Raw genomic sequence first — 16,677 nt, forward strand, 5'->3', positions numbered from 1 at the left:
GACCATTTTACCATAAACACATGCTATAATGGATATGTTATGTAAAGGAGTTAATTATGGAACTATTATTAGAAAGTGCTAAAGCACTACTTCAAGAAACTAAAAACAATGTCTCGCTGCTTTCAAATGCCAGCGCATTTATTAAGGCTTATATCCCTGATTTAAACTGGGCAGGGTTTTATCTGTATGAAAACAATGAACTCATCCTAGGACCATTTCAAGGCCTTCCAGCCTGTGTTGAAATCGCAGTCGGTAAAGGCGTCTGTGGTACATCGCTTTTAAAGAAGGAAATCCTAAATGTACCTGATGTTCACCAATTTGAAGGCCACATCGCTTGTGACTCAAACTCAAACTCTGAACTGGTTATTCCTCTATTTAAGAATGATAAAACCATCGGGGTGATGGACATCGATAGTCCACTTTTTAATCGCTTTGATCAACCACTACAAGACTTTTTCGAAAAGCTCGCTATGGTCATCATCGATTTATATGAAATATAATTGACTTATTGAGCACAATTGTATATAATATCACTTGTCGGTAAAAGCAGGCACAACAATTTTAAGATTTTGATCTCTTCCCAACGGGGTAGTTAGTAACCTTTCTGCTTTAAGGCGAACACGATTTGAAGATCACCTTAACATTGAAAATGCATTTTTACCACCAAATCTATAAGGAGGTAAAAATAATGAGTCGTTATACAGGTCCATCTTGGAAAGTTTCCCGTCGTTTAAACTATTCGATTTCTGAAACAGGAAAAGAATTACAACGTCGTCCGTACGCACCTGGCCAACATGGTCAACGCAGAGCTAAGATCAGCGAATATGGTCAACAACTTCAAGAAAAGCAAAAAGTGAGATTCACTTACGGCGTTTCTGAAAAGCAATTCCATAAAACATTCCTTGAATCTAGAAAACTTGCAGGTGTTCACGGTGAAAACTTCTTAAAGCTACTCGAATCTAGATTAGATAACGTTGTGTATCGTTTAGGTTTCGCAGCTTCAAGAGCACAAGCAAGACAATTAGTTAACCACGGTCATTTCTTAGTTGACGGTAACAAAGTGGATATTCCATCTTACCGTTTAGTTCCTGGACAAAAAGTTTCCCTACGTGAAACATCCAAAGGCTTAGCAGTTATCACTGCTGCGCTTGAAAAGATGGTATTACGCAAAGACTTCGTATCCTTCGATGATGCTACATTAGTAGGTACATTCGTAAGATACCCAGAAAGAAATGAAATTATGCCGGACATCAAAGAACAACTAATCGTTGAATTCTACAACCGCTAATTGAACTAAAAAGCATCCAAAACGGATGCTTTTTTTCTTACTCTTTCTTATCAAAGGGCTGCACTTTATTGTATAATTTTTTGAAGTAATAATTCGAGAGATGGGTATCTAATTGATACATTTCGTTGTCCAATGATAATGCCATTTTTACTTTTTGAATGCCTAAATAGAAACGGATTTGATCTTCCATGTTAGCCGCGATGATGAAGTGATTATATTGTAAACCATCCGCATAAGTTTCTTTAAACAAAAATGCTGAGTATGCAAGATTATACCCTTGAATCGCATCCACCAAATATGGTTCAATTGTGACATATATATTTGAAAAAAATGCCCTATTTCAGGTGATTTTACTTTAGGATATAGACTACACCAATAATCACAGCCATGTAAATAATACAAATGATGGTGTATTTAATGAGGTATTCTTTGAAGCGTTCAGGGTATAAACGTGTAACAAACTTAAATGTGATTAAACTCGCAAGTGACCCAATTAATGTTCCCATCGCACCGATATTTACACCTTGTAAAAGGTTGAGTAAGTATTCATTTGGTGTGAATGTAGATAACAATACTGCAGCCGGTACGTTTGATATAAATTGACTGGTCAGAATGCCTGTAAAGAAGACGCTGTGTTCGTTATTGAGAATGTCTTCAAAGAAATGTTTAACAGGTTCAATTTGTCCTATGTTACCTGTAAATATGAAGAACATGAAGAAGGTTAATAACAAATGATAATCCACTTTCTTAAACATTTCACGTCCAAAGATGAGTGCTAGAATAAGCACCACTACGAGCGTATAGATTGGTTCAATGAAACCGATTACGGTTAAGAAAGCGAGTATAAACGTGAAAAAGTATATGTACAATCGGTAGTCCTTTATTTTTACTTCTTCCACAATTGGGTGGACAATATCTTGTTTAAAAATGAAGATAATGGTCAAGTTTAATAACACAAACCCTGTGATGGTGATCATCGAAGTACTTCTTATGAAATCCCAAAACGGAAGATCAAAGTTTGTATATAAATAGATATTTTGAGGGTCACCCATTGGAGTGAGTGCAGATCCCAAGTTCGCTGCTAAAGTCATGAGTATGACAATGATTAAGGATTCTTTAGTTCTCCCAATTTTCCCCATTACAAATAACATGAATGGTACTAATGTTAAAAGAACAGCATCATTTGTTACAAGCATTCCCAAAAAAAATGAGGCCATCACGATGACATACGCAATCGTGCGCATATCTTTTAAATGCTTAACCATCTTCACCGCCAACATGGAGAAAAAGTTTTGATCGGTCATACCTGCGACAGAAATCATCAAAGAGAACATAACAACAAGCACTTCAATATTGATATAATCGATATAACCTTTATTGATTGGTACAAATAGCATTGATATAAGTGCTGCAATAAATGCGATAAAGAACACTTTATCTTTATAAATATACTTTAAAATGGCTTTCACAATAACCCCTCTTTAACACAAGCACATAGGCTTCCACACCTATTATACGCGCTTTTTGTTAAGAATCAATTCAAAAAGAAAACGCTGAAATCGTTATCGACTTCAGCGTTTGGTTTTTAGTTATTTTTTAGCTGCATTTACTAATGTTAAGTAGCTTGCAGCATCTAAGGATGCGCCTCCAACTAAGGCACCATCGATGTTTTCTTGTGCAAGTAAACTGTCGACGTTCTTTGTGTTGACGGACCCACCATAAAGAATTCTAACTTGGTTAGCAATGTCAGCGCCATATAGGTCTTTCATGACACCACGAATATTCTTGATGGTTTCTTCAGCTTGTTCTGGTGTAGCTGTTTTGCCTGTGCCAATCGCCCAAATTGGTTCGTAAGCGATGATGGTCTTTAAGGCTTGGTTACGATCGATATTTAGGTAAGCTTTAACTACTTGATTTTTAACGACTTGATCAGTTGTTCCAGCTTCTCTAATTTCTAAGGATTCACCGACACAGATGATTGGAGTCAATTCGTGTTTAATCGCTGCATGCGCTTTTAAATTGACCGTTTCATCGGTTTCATTGAACATCGCTCTACGTTCGCTGTGTCCAATGATGACGTATTCAACGCCAGTAGTTTCCAACATTAACGGGGAAGTTTCACCTGTGAAGGCACCATTTTCTGCATAATGCATATTTTGGGCACCAATCTTGATGTTTTCACCTTGTCTTTTCACTAAATCCCTTAAAAATACATCGTTCGCACAAACAACGGATTCAACTAAATCTCTGCTTGGTACTTCTTGGTTGACCGCATAGATGAATTGTAATGCTTCATCTCTGGTCTTGTACATCTTCCAGTTACCTGCAATGACAGGTCTACGTAATTTATTCATAAAATCTCCTTAGACTAAAATGGCTGCGATTTCGTTGATGGCTTCTTCTGCATTTTTGCCGGTTGCGACAATACGCACGTTTTGACCTTGCGGAATTGCTAGAGACATCAATCCTAGGATGGACTTGAGGTCTACCACTTTATCTTGATAGTGTAGTTCGATATTCACAGCATATTTTGAAGCGGCTTGAACAATTTTCACTGCAAGACTTGCATGTAATCCAGTCGTGCTTTTTACAATGACTTCTTTTTCCATAATTATTTATTCACCTTTCTAAAACATAGGCGGCGTACTAATCCATAGTACTTTCGCTTTTTTATTTGTATGATTCATGAGGTAGTGTTCTTTATTGGCTAAATAGTAGAATGTTTCACCGGTTTTCACGATGTGTTTCTTCTTATTCAACACCAAAGTCACTTCACCCTCAAGGACATAACCAAATTCTTCCCCTGCATGAGGGTCATCCATAAAGGATTTTCCATTCGGTAGGAGCTCAATCAGGATTGGCTCCATTTCATATTTTAACGCATTAGGCACAATCCAACTAACATTATGCTTTAATTCATTATTTTCTTTTTCGAAGAAATCCGTTTTTTTAAAGACAGCTTGTTCTTCCGTTTGATTGCTAAAGAAATCGGAGATATCCGTGCCTAATACTTCCAATATTGAAAACAGAGTATTCATGGATGGGGACGCTAAATTGTGTTCTAGCTGGGATATATATCCCTTGGATAATTCAAGTCGATTGGCTAGTTCTTCTTGCGTCAAACCATTTTCGAGTCTTAATTCTCGAATTTTACTGCCGATATCCATTTTACTTGTTAGCAACAATTTCGACGCCTGGTAATAATTTTCCTTCTAGATATTCTAGGGAAGCACCGCCACCTGTAGAGATGTGTGTGAACTTTGAAGCGTAACCAAATTGAATGGCTGCAGCTGCAGAGTCACCACCACCTACGATGGTAATTGCGTCTTTTAATTTAGAGATTGCATCGCAGACACCGATGGTACCTTTTGCGTAGTTGGACATTTCGAATACGCCCATTGGTCCGTTCCATACAACAGTCTTCGCTGTGCATAAGACATTTGCGAATAATTCGATGGATTTAGGTCCAATGTCTAAGGACATTTCGTTTGGTTTGATATCTGTGATTGGACCTACATGTTTAGCAGGTTCATTTTCAAATTTTTCTGTGAATGCGAAATCAACAGGTAAGACAATTTTGCCTTGAGCTTGTTCTAATAAGGATTTTGCGAGTTCAACTTTTTCTAATTCGCAAATTGAAGTACCGACTTCATAGCCTTGAGCTTTCAAGAATGTATAAGCCATACCGCCACCGATGATGACTTTGTCAGCAACTTTCAACAGGTTGGAAATGACTTCAATTTTATCAGAAACTTTGGCACCACCCAATACAGCGACAAAAGGACGTTTTGGATTAGAAACAGCACCACCGATAAATTCGATTTCCTTTTCTAGTAAGAAGCCGGCTACGGTTTCTTTGATATTTGCAGCGATCCCTGCGTTTGAAGCGTGTGCTCTGTGAGCAGTACCGAATGCGTCATTGACGAAAACGTCACCAAGGGATGCCCAGTATTTACCTAATTCAGGATTGTTCTTAGATTCTTTATTGCCTTCAATGTCTTCAAAACGTGTGTTTTCAAACATTAAGATTTCGCCATCTTTTAAGCCTTTGATTGCAGCTTCTAATTGTGCACCTCTTGTTTCAGGTACAAATAGAACTGGCTTTTCTAATAATTCGGATAATCTCTTAGCAACTGGTGCTAATGTAGCATCCTTCTTATCATCTGCAGTTTTTACTCGACCAAGGTGAGAGAATAAAATCGCTCTTCCGCCTTTTTCAAGTACGTATTTAATGGTAGGTAATGCTTCCACAATACGATTTTCGTCGGTGATTTTTCCGTCTTGCATTGGCACGTTAAAATCGACACGAATTAATACTTTCTTTCCAGAGACTTGAATATCTCTAACCGTCTTTTTTCCCATAGTATCCTCCGTAAAATAATGTTATGGTAATCAATCGTCAATATTATATCACTAGTTATAGCGATTTACTAGAAAATATCATATGAAAATGTTATCAGAACCCTAGATTATTTGAGTTTGAGCATCCTCCATATAATCATAGATTATTTTACAATATTTTAGTTTTTCTTTAAATCGGTTATAAGATATTGGGATTTCTAACTCTGTAAGATTATTAAATAAAACCACCGTATGTTTCCCATAAGGTTGTATAGATACAATCGAAAGATAATTTATCCAAATGGTCTCATAGGACCTTGGTGAACCCGTTGGTATTAATAACATTTTGGTATTGATATATAAAGGTGTTAATGTGTGAATCTTGAATTGCTTTTTAGTGGTTAGAATCCGTGCTTCATAGGTCACTAAAACAGACTGACAAAGCAGTTTTAATATAGAGATTGAAGCCTTATTAGTATGGGTTGTGTAGTTTTCATAAACAAGGTGTGCGCCTTGTGAATCCTGTTTGATATAGAGCATATTTTGATAAAAGAAAAGAGACCTCTCGGTCTCTTATTTGTTTTGGTCGAATACTAAACGTTGTTCAGTTTCTGGATTGAAGAAATGGCATTTGTTCATGTCTAAAGCCAATTCCATCTTATCACCGATACGGATATCTGCTCTCGCATCGACGCTTGCACACACGTTGTTTCCATTGATGTTTGTGTAAATGTTGGTTTCAGCACCTAATAATTCAGCAACGTCAACTTCAATCTTAAGGATGCTGTTAGGGTATGTTTGCATTACAACTTTGTCATCATGAATATCTTCAGGACGGATACCTAACACGATTGGTTTACCAAAGAATTGGTTTTGTTTAATGATTTCAAGTTTGCCTTTAGGTACTTCAAGTTTGTGATCGCCTGCAACAAACCAACCATCGTTATTCACAACGCCTTCGATGAAGTTCATTGGAGGTGTTCCGATGAAGCCTGCAACGAACATGTTGCTAGGGAAGTCATAAATTTCTTTAGGTGCACCGACTTGTTGAATGTAGCCATCTTTCATAACGACGATACGGCTAGCCATAGTCATCGCTTCGATTTGGTCATGGGTTACATAAATTGTAGTGGTGTTAATACGGTTGTGAAGTTTAATTAATTCACCACGCATTTGTACACGTAGTTTAGCATCCAAGTTGGATAGTGGTTCGTCCATTAAGAATACTTTAGCGTTACGAACGATTGCTCTACCTAACGCAACACGTTGTCTTTGACCACCGGATAAAGCTTTTGGCTTACGATCTAGGTAAGGTAATAGACCTAAGATTGCAGCTGCTTCTTTAACTTTAGTGTCAATTTCATTCTTAGGCATTTTACGAATCTTTAATCCAAATGCCATGTTGTCATAAACGGACATGTGTGGGTATAAGGCGTAGGATTGGAATACCATCGCGATGTTACGATCTTTTGGAGCGACGTCATTCACTAAGACGTTATCGATGTATAATTCACCAGCAGAAATTTCTTCTAGGCCAGCAATCATACGTAATGTTGTGGATTTTCCACAACCAGAAGGTCCAACGAATACGATAAACTCTTTATCTTTGATGCTTAAGTTAAAATCGAATACAGCTTGGACACCATTAGGGTAAATTTTATCAATGTGTTTTAATTCTAGGGTTGCCATACAATCACTCCTTTATAGTATATAGTTGTCAACGCTTACATTATACGAAAGTATGAAAAAAAAAGAAATGTGCAAGTTGCACACTTCGCATTACACGCGTACGTTGATTCTTTCTTTTAAAAACACCATCAATTCGGATTCCATTTCTGAAGCGATTGCTGATTTAGGAATGATGATGGCTTGATTCGAATTCGTGTATAACAAAATTAAATCTGGTTTTAAGACCATGTACCTGATCAGTGCGTAATCAATTCTTTGGTAAATTGGATTGCCTTTCAAAGAAGCGCTGGTCTCGAAGGTGTCTTCATCAAACACAATCTTTAGATCTCTAATTTCGTTGTTTAGATTATTCATCAAAGTGATGTGATTAAGTCGTTTCATCATCCAAATAATGCCAACAATATAAACTAAACCTCCAAATCCCATCAACCAAATTGGCGAAAAATCACTACCAAAGAGGTTAGAAAACCAATTATTTGACATCCAATAAAGCACGAACAACATGACGAAAAATCCAATCAAACCGATAATGCGTTGTTTGCCTACAGAATGGTATTTTATGAATGCTTTATAGTGTGATTCGTCGTAATCGATATGAAGGGTATACATGATCAGTTCTCCTTAATTAGTAAGTAGATAATGGCTGCGTCTTCAAACTTTTTCAAATCGAAACCCGTGACTCGATTAAACTTCTCTAATCGGTTAATCAAGGTATTTCGATGCAAGAATAAGGCTTTGGCTGCTTCTGAGGTATTTTGATTCTTTTCAATAAATACTTTCATCGAGTGTAGGAACTCTTCGTCATGATAAAACTGTTTTAAAATGTGCTGTTTTGATTGTTCATCAATCGAACCGAGAATACGGTCATAAAATAAGATTTTATCATTGATGTAAGGACGGTCGAACTTGAGTGTTAACATCTTTTTTTGAATGTCGGTTTTCAAATCTACTTCATTTTCAAACAACGAAGACTCATACAACGAAAGATTTAGGTATAAATCGTTATTGATGGAGTGAATGAGTTCTTCAATCCCGATTTCACTGGGTTCTTTGATTAAAACAACCAGTTTATCACTCTCAACAAATTGTTTTGGATTATTCAACATATCCGAAAAAAGCGATTGGATGGTTGTGAGGTCATCGATATTCAATTTTTCGATAGGACTGACTAAAAGATAGCCTTTAAACATAATGATCACCACTTCAATTATACCAAAAATTTCACTGGTCTGAAGAAAACTTCCAAGGCTGATGAAAATGCTGTGATATAATGAATCCGGTGATACTATGAAATACCCTAAATTCTTAAAGCCGAATGGCACGATTGGTTTATTCGCACCGAGTTTCGGCGCGAATATCGACCCTTATAAAACACGACTTGAACATGCTATCCTAAAACTGAAAGCGATGGGTTATCAAATTCTTGTGGAAGGCTCGATATTTGGTTACTTTAATGGTGCCAGTTCTAGCCCTATTGAAAGAGCTCAAGCATTCATGTCTTTATACAAAAAACCTCAAGTCGACTTCCTTTGGAGTGTCGGTGGTGGGGAATGGCTTTTAGATATGTTGCCTTATATTGATTTTGAGGACTTAAAAAAATACCCACCAAAATTCGTGATGGGCTATTCAGATAATACGCATTTAACCTTACTGATGAATACACTATTAGATACTGCTTCAATCTATGGACAGCACGCAACTGAGTTCGGCATGACCGAATGGGAAGAATCATTAAAGGAAGCCTTTGAAGTGATGACAGGTAAACGTGATACTCAAACCAGTTATGCTTATCATGAAGCGAAAGACGCGAATCAAATCGATCCTTTAGGTAAGTATGTCTTAACCGAAAAAACTGTATGGAAAAACTTGAATGGTGAAGCTGAAATTCGCTTATCTGGGCGCTTTATTGGCGGTTGTTTAGATGTGTTTCTCGCCCATCTTGGCACGCCATTTGAACATGTTCCTGAGTTTCTTGAGCGTTATAAAGATGAGGGTATCGTATGGTTCATCGAGGCCTGTGATTTAAATTTATTCGCCTACAAACGTGCCCTCTGGCAACTTAAACATGCAGGCTGGTTTAAACACACTAAAGGAATTATCTTCGGTCGTCATTTAAATACTGGACCGATCATTGATTTAAACCAATACGATGTCACAAAAGATATCTTGATCGATTTAAATATTCCAATCATTATGGATGCGGACTTCGGACACATCGCACCAACGTTTACTCTAATCAGTGGAGCCTTTGTAGAAATCCTTTCTAAAGATGGAAAAGGATTCATTAAAACACTACTAAAATAACAAAAGCCAATCGAGCGGATTGGCTTTTTTCTTTAGTCAAATATATCTTTGAGTGCTTGACTGATGTTATCCAAGATGGAGTCTTGACTACCGAGTTTTTTCATTTGGATGGATGCCACAGACACAGCCACAGTGTCTCCAGCATCAACCTTACCGTAGAGTAATGATCCTTCTGGAATGTTAGACGGAATCAAGATGTCGAATTTCTTTGCTTCAACGATGGTGATGGAATCAAATGGATAAGATAAGTTTTCTGCCAAGACCACCTTATTGAATAGGGATACGATAAACAAGCTAAGTAAGACTTTCTTCATAAGTATCCTCCCCTTACACTGTTATTATAGCTCTGGCCTTGTCAAAAGAAAAAAGCCCTCAATTTTGAGAGCCTTTTAAAGAAATTATCCGATTGAGCCTTCCATCTCTAGTTTGATCAATTGGTTTAATTCGACTGCATATTCCATTGGTAATTCTTTCGCGAATGGTTCAATGAATCCCATGACGATCATTTCGGTCGCTTCTTCTTCAGTCAACCCTCTGCTCATTAAGTAGAATAATTGGTCTTCAGAAATCTTCGAAACGGTCGCTTCGTGTTCAAGTGAAACATCTGAGTTTCTTACAATATTGGTTGGGATGGTATCTGAGAATGAGAAGTCATCTAAGATGATGGTATCGCACTCAACGTGTGCTTTCGCACCTTTTGCACGTTTACCAAAATCAACTTTACCACGATAGTTAACCGTACCGCCACCTCTTGAAATCGATTTAGAAATGATTGAAGATGTGGTGTTTGGCGCGACGTGAATCATCTTCGCACCGGTATCTTGGTTTTGACCTTTACCTGCGAATGCAATCGAGATTGTCGTACCTTTAGCACGTTCGCCTAATAGTACGCAAGATGGGTATTTCATGTTAACGTTCGAACCGATGTTACCATCAATCCATTCCATGTGTGCATCTTCATAGACGAAAGCACGTTTAGTGACTAAGTTAATGACATTATTCGCCCAGTTTTGTACCGTTGTATAACGGCAGGTTGCCCCCTTCATAACGACGATTTCAACAATCGCCGCGTGAAGTGAGTCTTTGGTATAAACCGGCGCTGTACAGCCTTCAACATAGTTTACAGACGCATCCTCATCGACTAAGATTAAGGTACGTTCAAATTGACCCATTTGTTCAGAGTTAATACGGAAGTAGGATTGTAGTGGTTTCTTCACTTTGACACCTTTAGGTACGTAAATGAAAGACCCACCACTCCATACAGCACTGTTTAATGCCGCGTATTTGTTATCGCTATAAGGAATTACGGTACCGAAGAATTTTTTAACCAGTCCAGGGTGTTCACGTAATGCCGTATCGGTATCGACGAAAATAACCCCTTCAGCTTCTAATTCAGCCATGGTAGAGTGGTATACAACTTCGGATTCGAATTGTGTCGAAACGCCGGCTAAGAATTTTCTTTCTGCCTCTGGAATCCCTAATTTTTCAAAGGTATCTTTGATTTCGGAAGGGACGTCTTCCCAGTTGTTTTCAGCTTTGTCAGAAGCTCTGATAAAGTATGTAAATTCATCAAAATTGATTCCAGATAAGTCTGGTCCCCATTTTGGATTTTTTAATTCTTGAAATTTTTTATAGCTCTTTAGTCTAAAATCGAGCATCCAATCAGGTTCTTTTTTATATTCACTGATGGCGCGTACAACCGCTTCACTAAGACCTTTTTCAGTTCTAATGACCGGAGTGTTCTCGGTTTTGAAACCGAACTTATAGTCACCAATAATGGCGTCTATTTTCTTCTTATTATCATCCATGATTATTCCTCCTTGTTGTGAAGCAACGCTTGTTCTGCTGCTTTCCATGCGAGTGTGGCACATTTGATTCTAGCTGGAAACTGTGCAACACCGTGATATGCTAATGCGTCACCTTTTAGAATATTTTGATCGTAAGCCTCATTGGTTAACATCTTATAATAAGCTTGGATAGTATCTAGCCCTTCTTGTTTCGTGTGATTTTTGAGGGTGATGCTCATCACGCTCGCGCTCGAACAACAAATACTACAACCAGTGCCTTGATGTCTAATATCTTGGATGATTCCATTCTCCTCTTTGAGTTGAACGGTCATATCATCCCCACACGATGGATTATGAAGATGAACTGTGAAGTAGGTTGGGTCTTGAACTAAACCTTTATTATAAGGATTCTTATAGTGATCCATAATGACTTGACGATATAAATTTTCTAAATTTGAACTCATGTATTTTCTCCTTAAAAAGCTTGGAAGAACCTTACAGCTTCTTTTACGCTTTCAATAAAACGATCTGCATCTGCATAATCGTTATAAATGTAGAATGTGGCACGAAGGGTTGCGAGTTGTTTTAACCACTTTGTGATCAGTTGAGCACAGTGGTGACCCGCCCTTAGGCACACTTTATTTTGATCAAAGATGCTTGCTGCATCATGTGGATGTACAAAATCCACATTAAATGTAATAATGCCTGTTTCAGAGGTTGGGTTAAAAACGGTAATACCAGGAATCGCTTTTAACTTCTCTAATGTATATTGATGTAGCGCATGTACGTGTGCGTGAATATCGTCAAAACCAATCGATTCAATGAATTCAATGGCTTTGCCTAACCCAATCGCACCACTGATAATTGGGGTACCTGCCTCAAATCGGTAAGGTGCGTCTTTCCAAGTGGCGTCATAGAGCTCAACTTGGTCAACCATATCTCCACCAAATTCAACAGGTTCCATTTTATTGAGCAAATGTTTCTTACCATACAACACACCGATTCCGGTTGGACCTAGAATCTTGTGTCCAGAGAATGCGAGAAAGTCTGCATTCAATGCAGTTACATCTATTTTCATATGGGGTGCTGCTTGAGCAGCGTCCACGACTACAACTGCACCTTTTTGGTGAGCTAAGTCAATGATTTCTTTAATTGGGGTGATGTATCCCATAACATTAGATACATACGTTAACGCCACAACTTTGGTTTGATCTGTGAGTACCGATTGGAAGGCTTCAACAGTGATGCGGCCTTCTTCGTTTAAAGGTACATAAACCAATTTCGCCCCAGTCTTTTTACTGACTTGTAACCAAGGCAAAACAGACGAGTGGTGTTCTAATTCAGATGTAATGATTTCATCCCCAGCCTGGAGTATGTTTTGATAACTCGAAGCGACTAAATTAAGGGATGCTGTTGTACCTCTGGTAAAGACGATTTCTTCAAATTTTGCGTTTAGGAATCTCGCAACAGTCGTTCTGGCTGCTTCGTATAAATCGGTTGCTTCATAAGATAAACCATATACACCACGGTGGACATTGACACCCAATTTGGAATAATAATGGTCTACAACATCGATGACCACTTTGGGTTTCAATGAAGAAGCTCCAGTATCTAAATAGACGAGGTCTGGATTAAAGTCATAAATGGGGAATTGTTGACGTATTTTTTTAACATCTAGCATAGGATTAGAGTCTTTGGTTAACTAAAGACACAAATCTTTCTTTAAGTGGTTCATCTGATATCTCAGAAATGATCGGATTCAAGAATCCATTGATCATTAAGCGTTCAGCATCTTTTCTTTCTAAGCCACGGCTCATTAAGTAGTAAACGCTATTTTCATCCAACTTACCGATGGTTGCCCCATGTCCTGCTTTGACGTCATATTCATCTATGAGTAAGATTGGATTTACTTCGATTACTGCGGTATCGCTAGCAATGATGCCTTTTAAGCTTTGGTACGCATCGGCTTGTTTCATACCCTTTAGAATTTTTTCAACACCATTTAGAATAACACGGCCATTCGCATTCGCAATCGCGATGTTGTGCATGGCTCCTGTCGAGTTCGGTGCAGCATGAACAATTTCAATGTCGATGACTTGATTGTTATCAGTTGAACTGATTGCTACAGCTCTTAAGTTAACATTCGCACCTTGTCCTACTAAGCGGGCGTTCATTTTCGCATTGATGACATTTGAAACGAAGCCACCAATGAGTTCCATTTGGGTATCTTTTTCTGCTACGAAATAGTGTTGTAGATTAGCATTCTTGCTGGCTAAGTCACAAACCAATAGGTAATTGACTTTCGCATTTGGTTTGCCTGTAAGTTTAATATTATAGGTATTGGGATTGATATCTGCACTTGCGATTTCTAAAATGATTTTCACTTCTGCAGATTCACCCACGACAATTTCTAAGGATTCGTTATTGTCATCTTTAAGTGTGATTTTGATGGGTTCTTCGAAGGTTTGATTTTTTTGAATTGTTAAAACTTGTTCATCAAATTGAATGCCTTTTGGTAAAGAGCCTTGAACTTGATGATCTTTAATAACGATTTGATTCATATTATTCGTTATCCGTTTCTACAAAATCAATTCCCAATTCTTCCTTCACCCATTCGTATCCATTTTGATCAATCTTTTCGATTAATTCTTGTCCACCACTTAATACAATCTTCCCATCAATCATGATGTGAACATTGGTTGGTTTGATATGATCTAAAATTCTTTGATAGTGTGTAATTAAGATACAACCGAATTGATCGCTGACCATACTGTTGACGTTTTCACCGACGATACGTAATGCGTCGATATCTAAACCGGAGTCGATTTCATCTAAGACTGCGAACTTAGGTTTTAACATTTTAAGTTGTAAAATTTCGTTACGTTTCTTTTCACCACCGGAGAAACCTTCGTTTAAATAACGGTGTGGTAAGTCTTCGCGCATCTTTAATTCTTTAGCGGCTTTTTCATACTTGCCAATAAAATCAAATAATGGAATAGGTTGTCCATCATTGACTGCTTTCATAGCTGAACGCATGAAGTCACTGTTAGTAACGCCTGGAACTTCAGCTGGATATTGCATAGCTAAGAACATGCCGGCTCTAGCGCGTTCATCGACTTCTAATTCTAATAGATTTTCATCATCTAAAAATACTTCACCTTCACTAACTTCATATTTAGGATGACCCATCAAGGCACTAGCCAATGTGGATTTACCAGTTCCGTTAGGACCCATGATGGCGTGAACTTCACCGCTTTTAACTATCAGATTGACTCCTTTTAGGATTTGCTTGTCTTCGATTGAGACATGTAAGTTGCTAATTTTTAATGTAGACATTTGATGCCCTCCTTATAACACATGTATTATAACGTATTTAAAACACTATATCTAATGATACACACTATTTATTATATTATTTATAATGAGATTGTGGGAAAATTTTGTGAAAATAATCGGTAATCGTTTTCACGAAAAAATAAAAGCATTTTCACAACCTGAATTTGTCTTCATTGTATATAATTGAATTGTCAAGAACGGATAGGTCCTTTTTATGACCTTGTGATTGACCATTAACGTATTTTTTCTCCCAAAAAATACCTAAGCGTCACACCACGCATCATGATGTTTTGTTATTGATCTGCCATCCTCAATAACGAAACATCTGTAAACGGTGAATTCCAACTCAACACCTTTGGTGTTTTTTTTTGTATTCAATTATAGCTTGAATATTATGTATATTCATAATGTATTAGAGTTGTATATTTGTTATTATATATTTTATTAAACCATTATACGGCTTACATAAGCCATTACTCATGGATTCATAATTTTAGATTATAGACCATCACAATTTATCTCGTTCCAAGGTAGAATAGAGGTCGAAAATATCTAATCGGGATACGATTATTCTTAGTTAATAACTATAAAGTATAACTGGATGTTTCCGTAATCGAGAAATCATATATCTTTAGAAAAAAGTACATCCATAATTGATTTAAATAGAAAGACAAAATGAACACTTTGGAAATCAAATCCTAAATCTAATGTGTAAATTCAAATATGAACAAGTAGCCTAATAAAAACGACACGATATAATCACTTCCCTTCTTCTTGACTCGATTCTTGGCAAATCATCACTTGGGAAACGAAAATGGATTCAATAATTATTTCCTATTGCTTGGTCAGTTCATAACCAAATTTATTTAAAATCAAGACATACAACAGCTCTTTTTAAGTAGAATATATTGCTATAGCAAATCTCAAAATATCTCATAATAACCACACTATATAATGTAAGCGTTTATAATAATGTTATAAACATACCGAAAATAATGTATTTTGAAATGTTTTTGAAACGGTTTTTTGCTATAATATATTTGAGCTTAATAATATTAATCATATAATTTAGCCTATAGATTTTAAAGAATGCAATAAATACGTTGAATCCATGACGTTTGAGGGAGTGTGTATGGGTAACATTTTATTGATTTCAGATCGTCCCAAGCCATACGATGATCTTGTTTTTGAATTGAAACAGATAAACCATGATGTTGTTTCAAAACGCTATACTGCTGCACAACACAAAAAAACAGCAGATCAGATTTATGATTTTGTTCTATATGAATTAAAACCATCATTTAAATGGAATGTTGACTTCTTGTCACCAATCATTAGAACTACAACTGTACCAATTTATTGTTTTGGAAGTGTTTCGGAGGCCGATGAAATTGCCTATTATAAAGCCGGCGTTCAAGCGGTTATTCGTTTCCCTTTTAACCAAGTATTAATTGCTTCACGTATTTCATCTGCAATCAATCTATTAGAAAAGTCTAGTCGATTAATTCGCAAACTCAGATTTGGAGAAACTGAAATTGATTTGCACAACCGCCACGTTAAAAAAGGTGAGTATCAAATTAAGCTAACCTCAGTTGAGACTCGTATTTTACGTATATTATTCAATAACAAAAATCATATCGTCGAAAAGGATGCAATTATCCATTATGCCTGGGATGACGATGAGTCTGCAACTGATAATGCTCTTAGTATTCACATTACTCGTTTGCGCAATAAGATTGAATCTGACCGATCAAAACCAATCATTGATACCATATGGGGTACCGGTTATAGGTTGAACTATCCAACATCCGAATAAACAGTATATCCGAGAAAATGTTAGTTCCCCGACTAACATTTTTTATTTTTAACACTTATTTGGAAACTAAAGACAATACAGAAAAAAGAGGTGAATAAATCACCCTTTACGGAATG

General features: G+C 37.0%; 20 protein-coding genes. 4 read left to right on the forward strand and 16 right to left on the reverse strand.

Annotated features, from left to right (window positions below; genetic code table 11):
- Positions 1-56 precede the first annotated feature (56 nt).
- Both msrC and rpsD read left to right on the forward strand, forming a co-directional pair.
- Positions 57-500 (forward strand): free L-methionine (R)-S-oxide reductase MsrC, encoded by a 444-nt coding sequence (gene msrC / locus N7603_RS07265; protein WP_262096760.1) that lies wholly within the window; start codon positions 57-59, stop codon positions 498-500.
- A 188-nt stretch (positions 501-688) separates the two neighbouring features.
- A complete protein-coding gene (rpsD, locus tag N7603_RS07270) occupies positions 689-1,288 on the forward strand; it encodes a 30S ribosomal protein S4 (protein ID WP_262096761.1) in 600 nt (199 codons plus the stop codon).
- Between the two features lie 37 nt (positions 1,289-1,325).
- On the opposite strand, the gene N7603_RS07275 is transcribed toward rpsD, so the two are convergent.
- The 10 genes from N7603_RS07275 to N7603_RS07320 all read right to left on the reverse strand — a co-directional run bounded on the left by N7603_RS07275 (position 1,326) and on the right by N7603_RS07320 (position 8,508).
- Positions 1,326-1,538 (reverse strand): hypothetical protein, encoded by a 213-nt coding sequence (locus N7603_RS07275; protein ID WP_262096762.1) that lies wholly within the window; start codon positions 1,536-1,538, stop codon positions 1,326-1,328.
- A gap of 100 nt (positions 1,539-1,638) precedes the next feature.
- The gene (locus tag N7603_RS07280) at positions 1,639-2,757 is read right to left on the reverse strand and encodes an SLC13 family permease (RefSeq protein WP_262096763.1); all 1,119 of its coding nucleotides are present in this window, start codon (positions 2,755-2,757) and stop codon (positions 1,639-1,641) included.
- 120 nt (positions 2,758-2,877) lie between these two features.
- Positions 2,878-3,642, reverse strand: a complete 765-nt coding sequence (gene tpiA / locus N7603_RS07285; RefSeq protein WP_262096764.1) for a triose-phosphate isomerase — start codon at positions 3,640-3,642, stop codon at positions 2,878-2,880.
- Positions 3,643-3,651: 9 nt separating this feature from the next.
- Positions 3,652-3,897, reverse strand: a complete 246-nt coding sequence (locus tag N7603_RS07290) for an HPr family phosphocarrier protein (protein ID WP_262096765.1) — start codon at positions 3,895-3,897, stop codon at positions 3,652-3,654.
- 18 nt (positions 3,898-3,915) lie between these two features.
- Complete coding sequence (locus tag N7603_RS07295; protein ID WP_262096766.1) at positions 3,916-4,455, reverse strand: helix-turn-helix domain-containing protein; 540 nt, start codon at positions 4,453-4,455, stop codon at positions 3,916-3,918.
- Between the two features lies 1 nt (position 4,456).
- Positions 4,457-5,650: a phosphoglycerate kinase gene (locus N7603_RS07300; RefSeq protein WP_262096767.1), complete on the reverse strand. Its 1,194-nt coding sequence runs from the start codon at positions 5,648-5,650 to the stop codon at positions 4,457-4,459.
- 102 nt (positions 5,651-5,752) lie between these two features.
- Positions 5,753-6,169 carry a competence protein ComK gene (locus N7603_RS07305; RefSeq protein ID WP_262096768.1) on the reverse strand — a complete coding sequence of 139 codons (417 nt, stop codon included), beginning with the start codon at positions 6,167-6,169 and terminating at the stop codon, positions 5,753-5,755.
- Between the two features lie 33 nt (positions 6,170-6,202).
- Complete coding sequence (locus N7603_RS07310; protein ID WP_262096769.1) at positions 6,203-7,318, reverse strand: ABC transporter ATP-binding protein; 1,116 nt, start codon at positions 7,316-7,318, stop codon at positions 6,203-6,205.
- 90 nt (positions 7,319-7,408) lie between these two features.
- Positions 7,409-7,927 (reverse strand): YcxB family protein, encoded by a 519-nt coding sequence (locus tag N7603_RS07315; protein ID WP_262096770.1) that lies wholly within the window; start codon positions 7,925-7,927, stop codon positions 7,409-7,411.
- 2 nt (positions 7,928-7,929) lie between these two features.
- Positions 7,930-8,508 (reverse strand): PucR family transcriptional regulator, encoded by a 579-nt coding sequence (locus N7603_RS07320; RefSeq protein ID WP_262096771.1) that lies wholly within the window; start codon positions 8,506-8,508, stop codon positions 7,930-7,932.
- Between the two features lie 97 nt (positions 8,509-8,605).
- Here N7603_RS07320 and N7603_RS07325 point away from each other — a divergent pair, with 97 nt between their 5' ends.
- Positions 8,606-9,622: a S66 family peptidase gene (locus N7603_RS07325; protein ID WP_262096772.1), complete on the forward strand. Its 1,017-nt coding sequence runs from the start codon at positions 8,606-8,608 to the stop codon at positions 9,620-9,622.
- A gap of 32 nt (positions 9,623-9,654) precedes the next feature.
- Here N7603_RS07325 and N7603_RS07330 read toward each other — a convergent pair whose 3' ends face one another.
- The 6 genes from N7603_RS07330 to sufC all read right to left on the reverse strand — a co-directional run bounded on the left by N7603_RS07330 (position 9,655) and on the right by sufC (position 14,745).
- Positions 9,655-9,936, reverse strand: coding sequence for a hypothetical protein (locus tag N7603_RS07330; RefSeq protein WP_262096773.1), 282 nt, complete (start codon positions 9,934-9,936; stop codon positions 9,655-9,657).
- 84 nt (positions 9,937-10,020) lie between these two features.
- Positions 10,021-11,430: a Fe-S cluster assembly protein SufB gene (sufB, locus tag N7603_RS07335; protein WP_262096774.1), complete on the reverse strand. Its 1,410-nt coding sequence runs from the start codon at positions 11,428-11,430 to the stop codon at positions 10,021-10,023.
- Between the two features lie 2 nt (positions 11,431-11,432).
- Positions 11,433-11,873 carry a Fe-S cluster assembly sulfur transfer protein SufU gene (gene sufU / locus N7603_RS07340; RefSeq protein WP_262096775.1) on the reverse strand — a complete coding sequence of 147 codons (441 nt, stop codon included), beginning with the start codon at positions 11,871-11,873 and terminating at the stop codon, positions 11,433-11,435.
- A gap of 11 nt (positions 11,874-11,884) precedes the next feature.
- The gene (locus N7603_RS07345; RefSeq protein WP_262096776.1) at positions 11,885-13,090 is read right to left on the reverse strand and encodes an aminotransferase class V-fold PLP-dependent enzyme; all 1,206 of its coding nucleotides are present in this window, start codon (positions 13,088-13,090) and stop codon (positions 11,885-11,887) included.
- A 4-nt stretch (positions 13,091-13,094) separates the two neighbouring features.
- Positions 13,095-13,970 (reverse strand): SufD family Fe-S cluster assembly protein, encoded by an 876-nt coding sequence (locus N7603_RS07350; RefSeq protein WP_262096777.1) that lies wholly within the window; start codon positions 13,968-13,970, stop codon positions 13,095-13,097.
- Position 13,971: 1 nt separating this feature from the next.
- The gene (gene sufC, locus N7603_RS07355) at positions 13,972-14,745 is read right to left on the reverse strand and encodes a Fe-S cluster assembly ATPase SufC (protein ID WP_262096778.1); all 774 of its coding nucleotides are present in this window, start codon (positions 14,743-14,745) and stop codon (positions 13,972-13,974) included.
- Between the two features lie 1,132 nt (positions 14,746-15,877).
- Here sufC and N7603_RS07360 point away from each other — a divergent pair.
- Entirely contained in the window at positions 15,878-16,561 is a 684-nt protein-coding gene (locus tag N7603_RS07360) for a response regulator transcription factor (RefSeq protein WP_262096779.1), read from the forward strand.
- Positions 16,562-16,677: the final 116 nt, after the last annotated feature.

Source organism: Paracholeplasma vituli (genome assembly GCF_025446935.1).
Taxonomy (GTDB): domain Bacteria; phylum Bacillota_I; class Bacilli_A; order Acholeplasmatales; family UBA5453; genus Paracholeplasma; species Paracholeplasma vituli.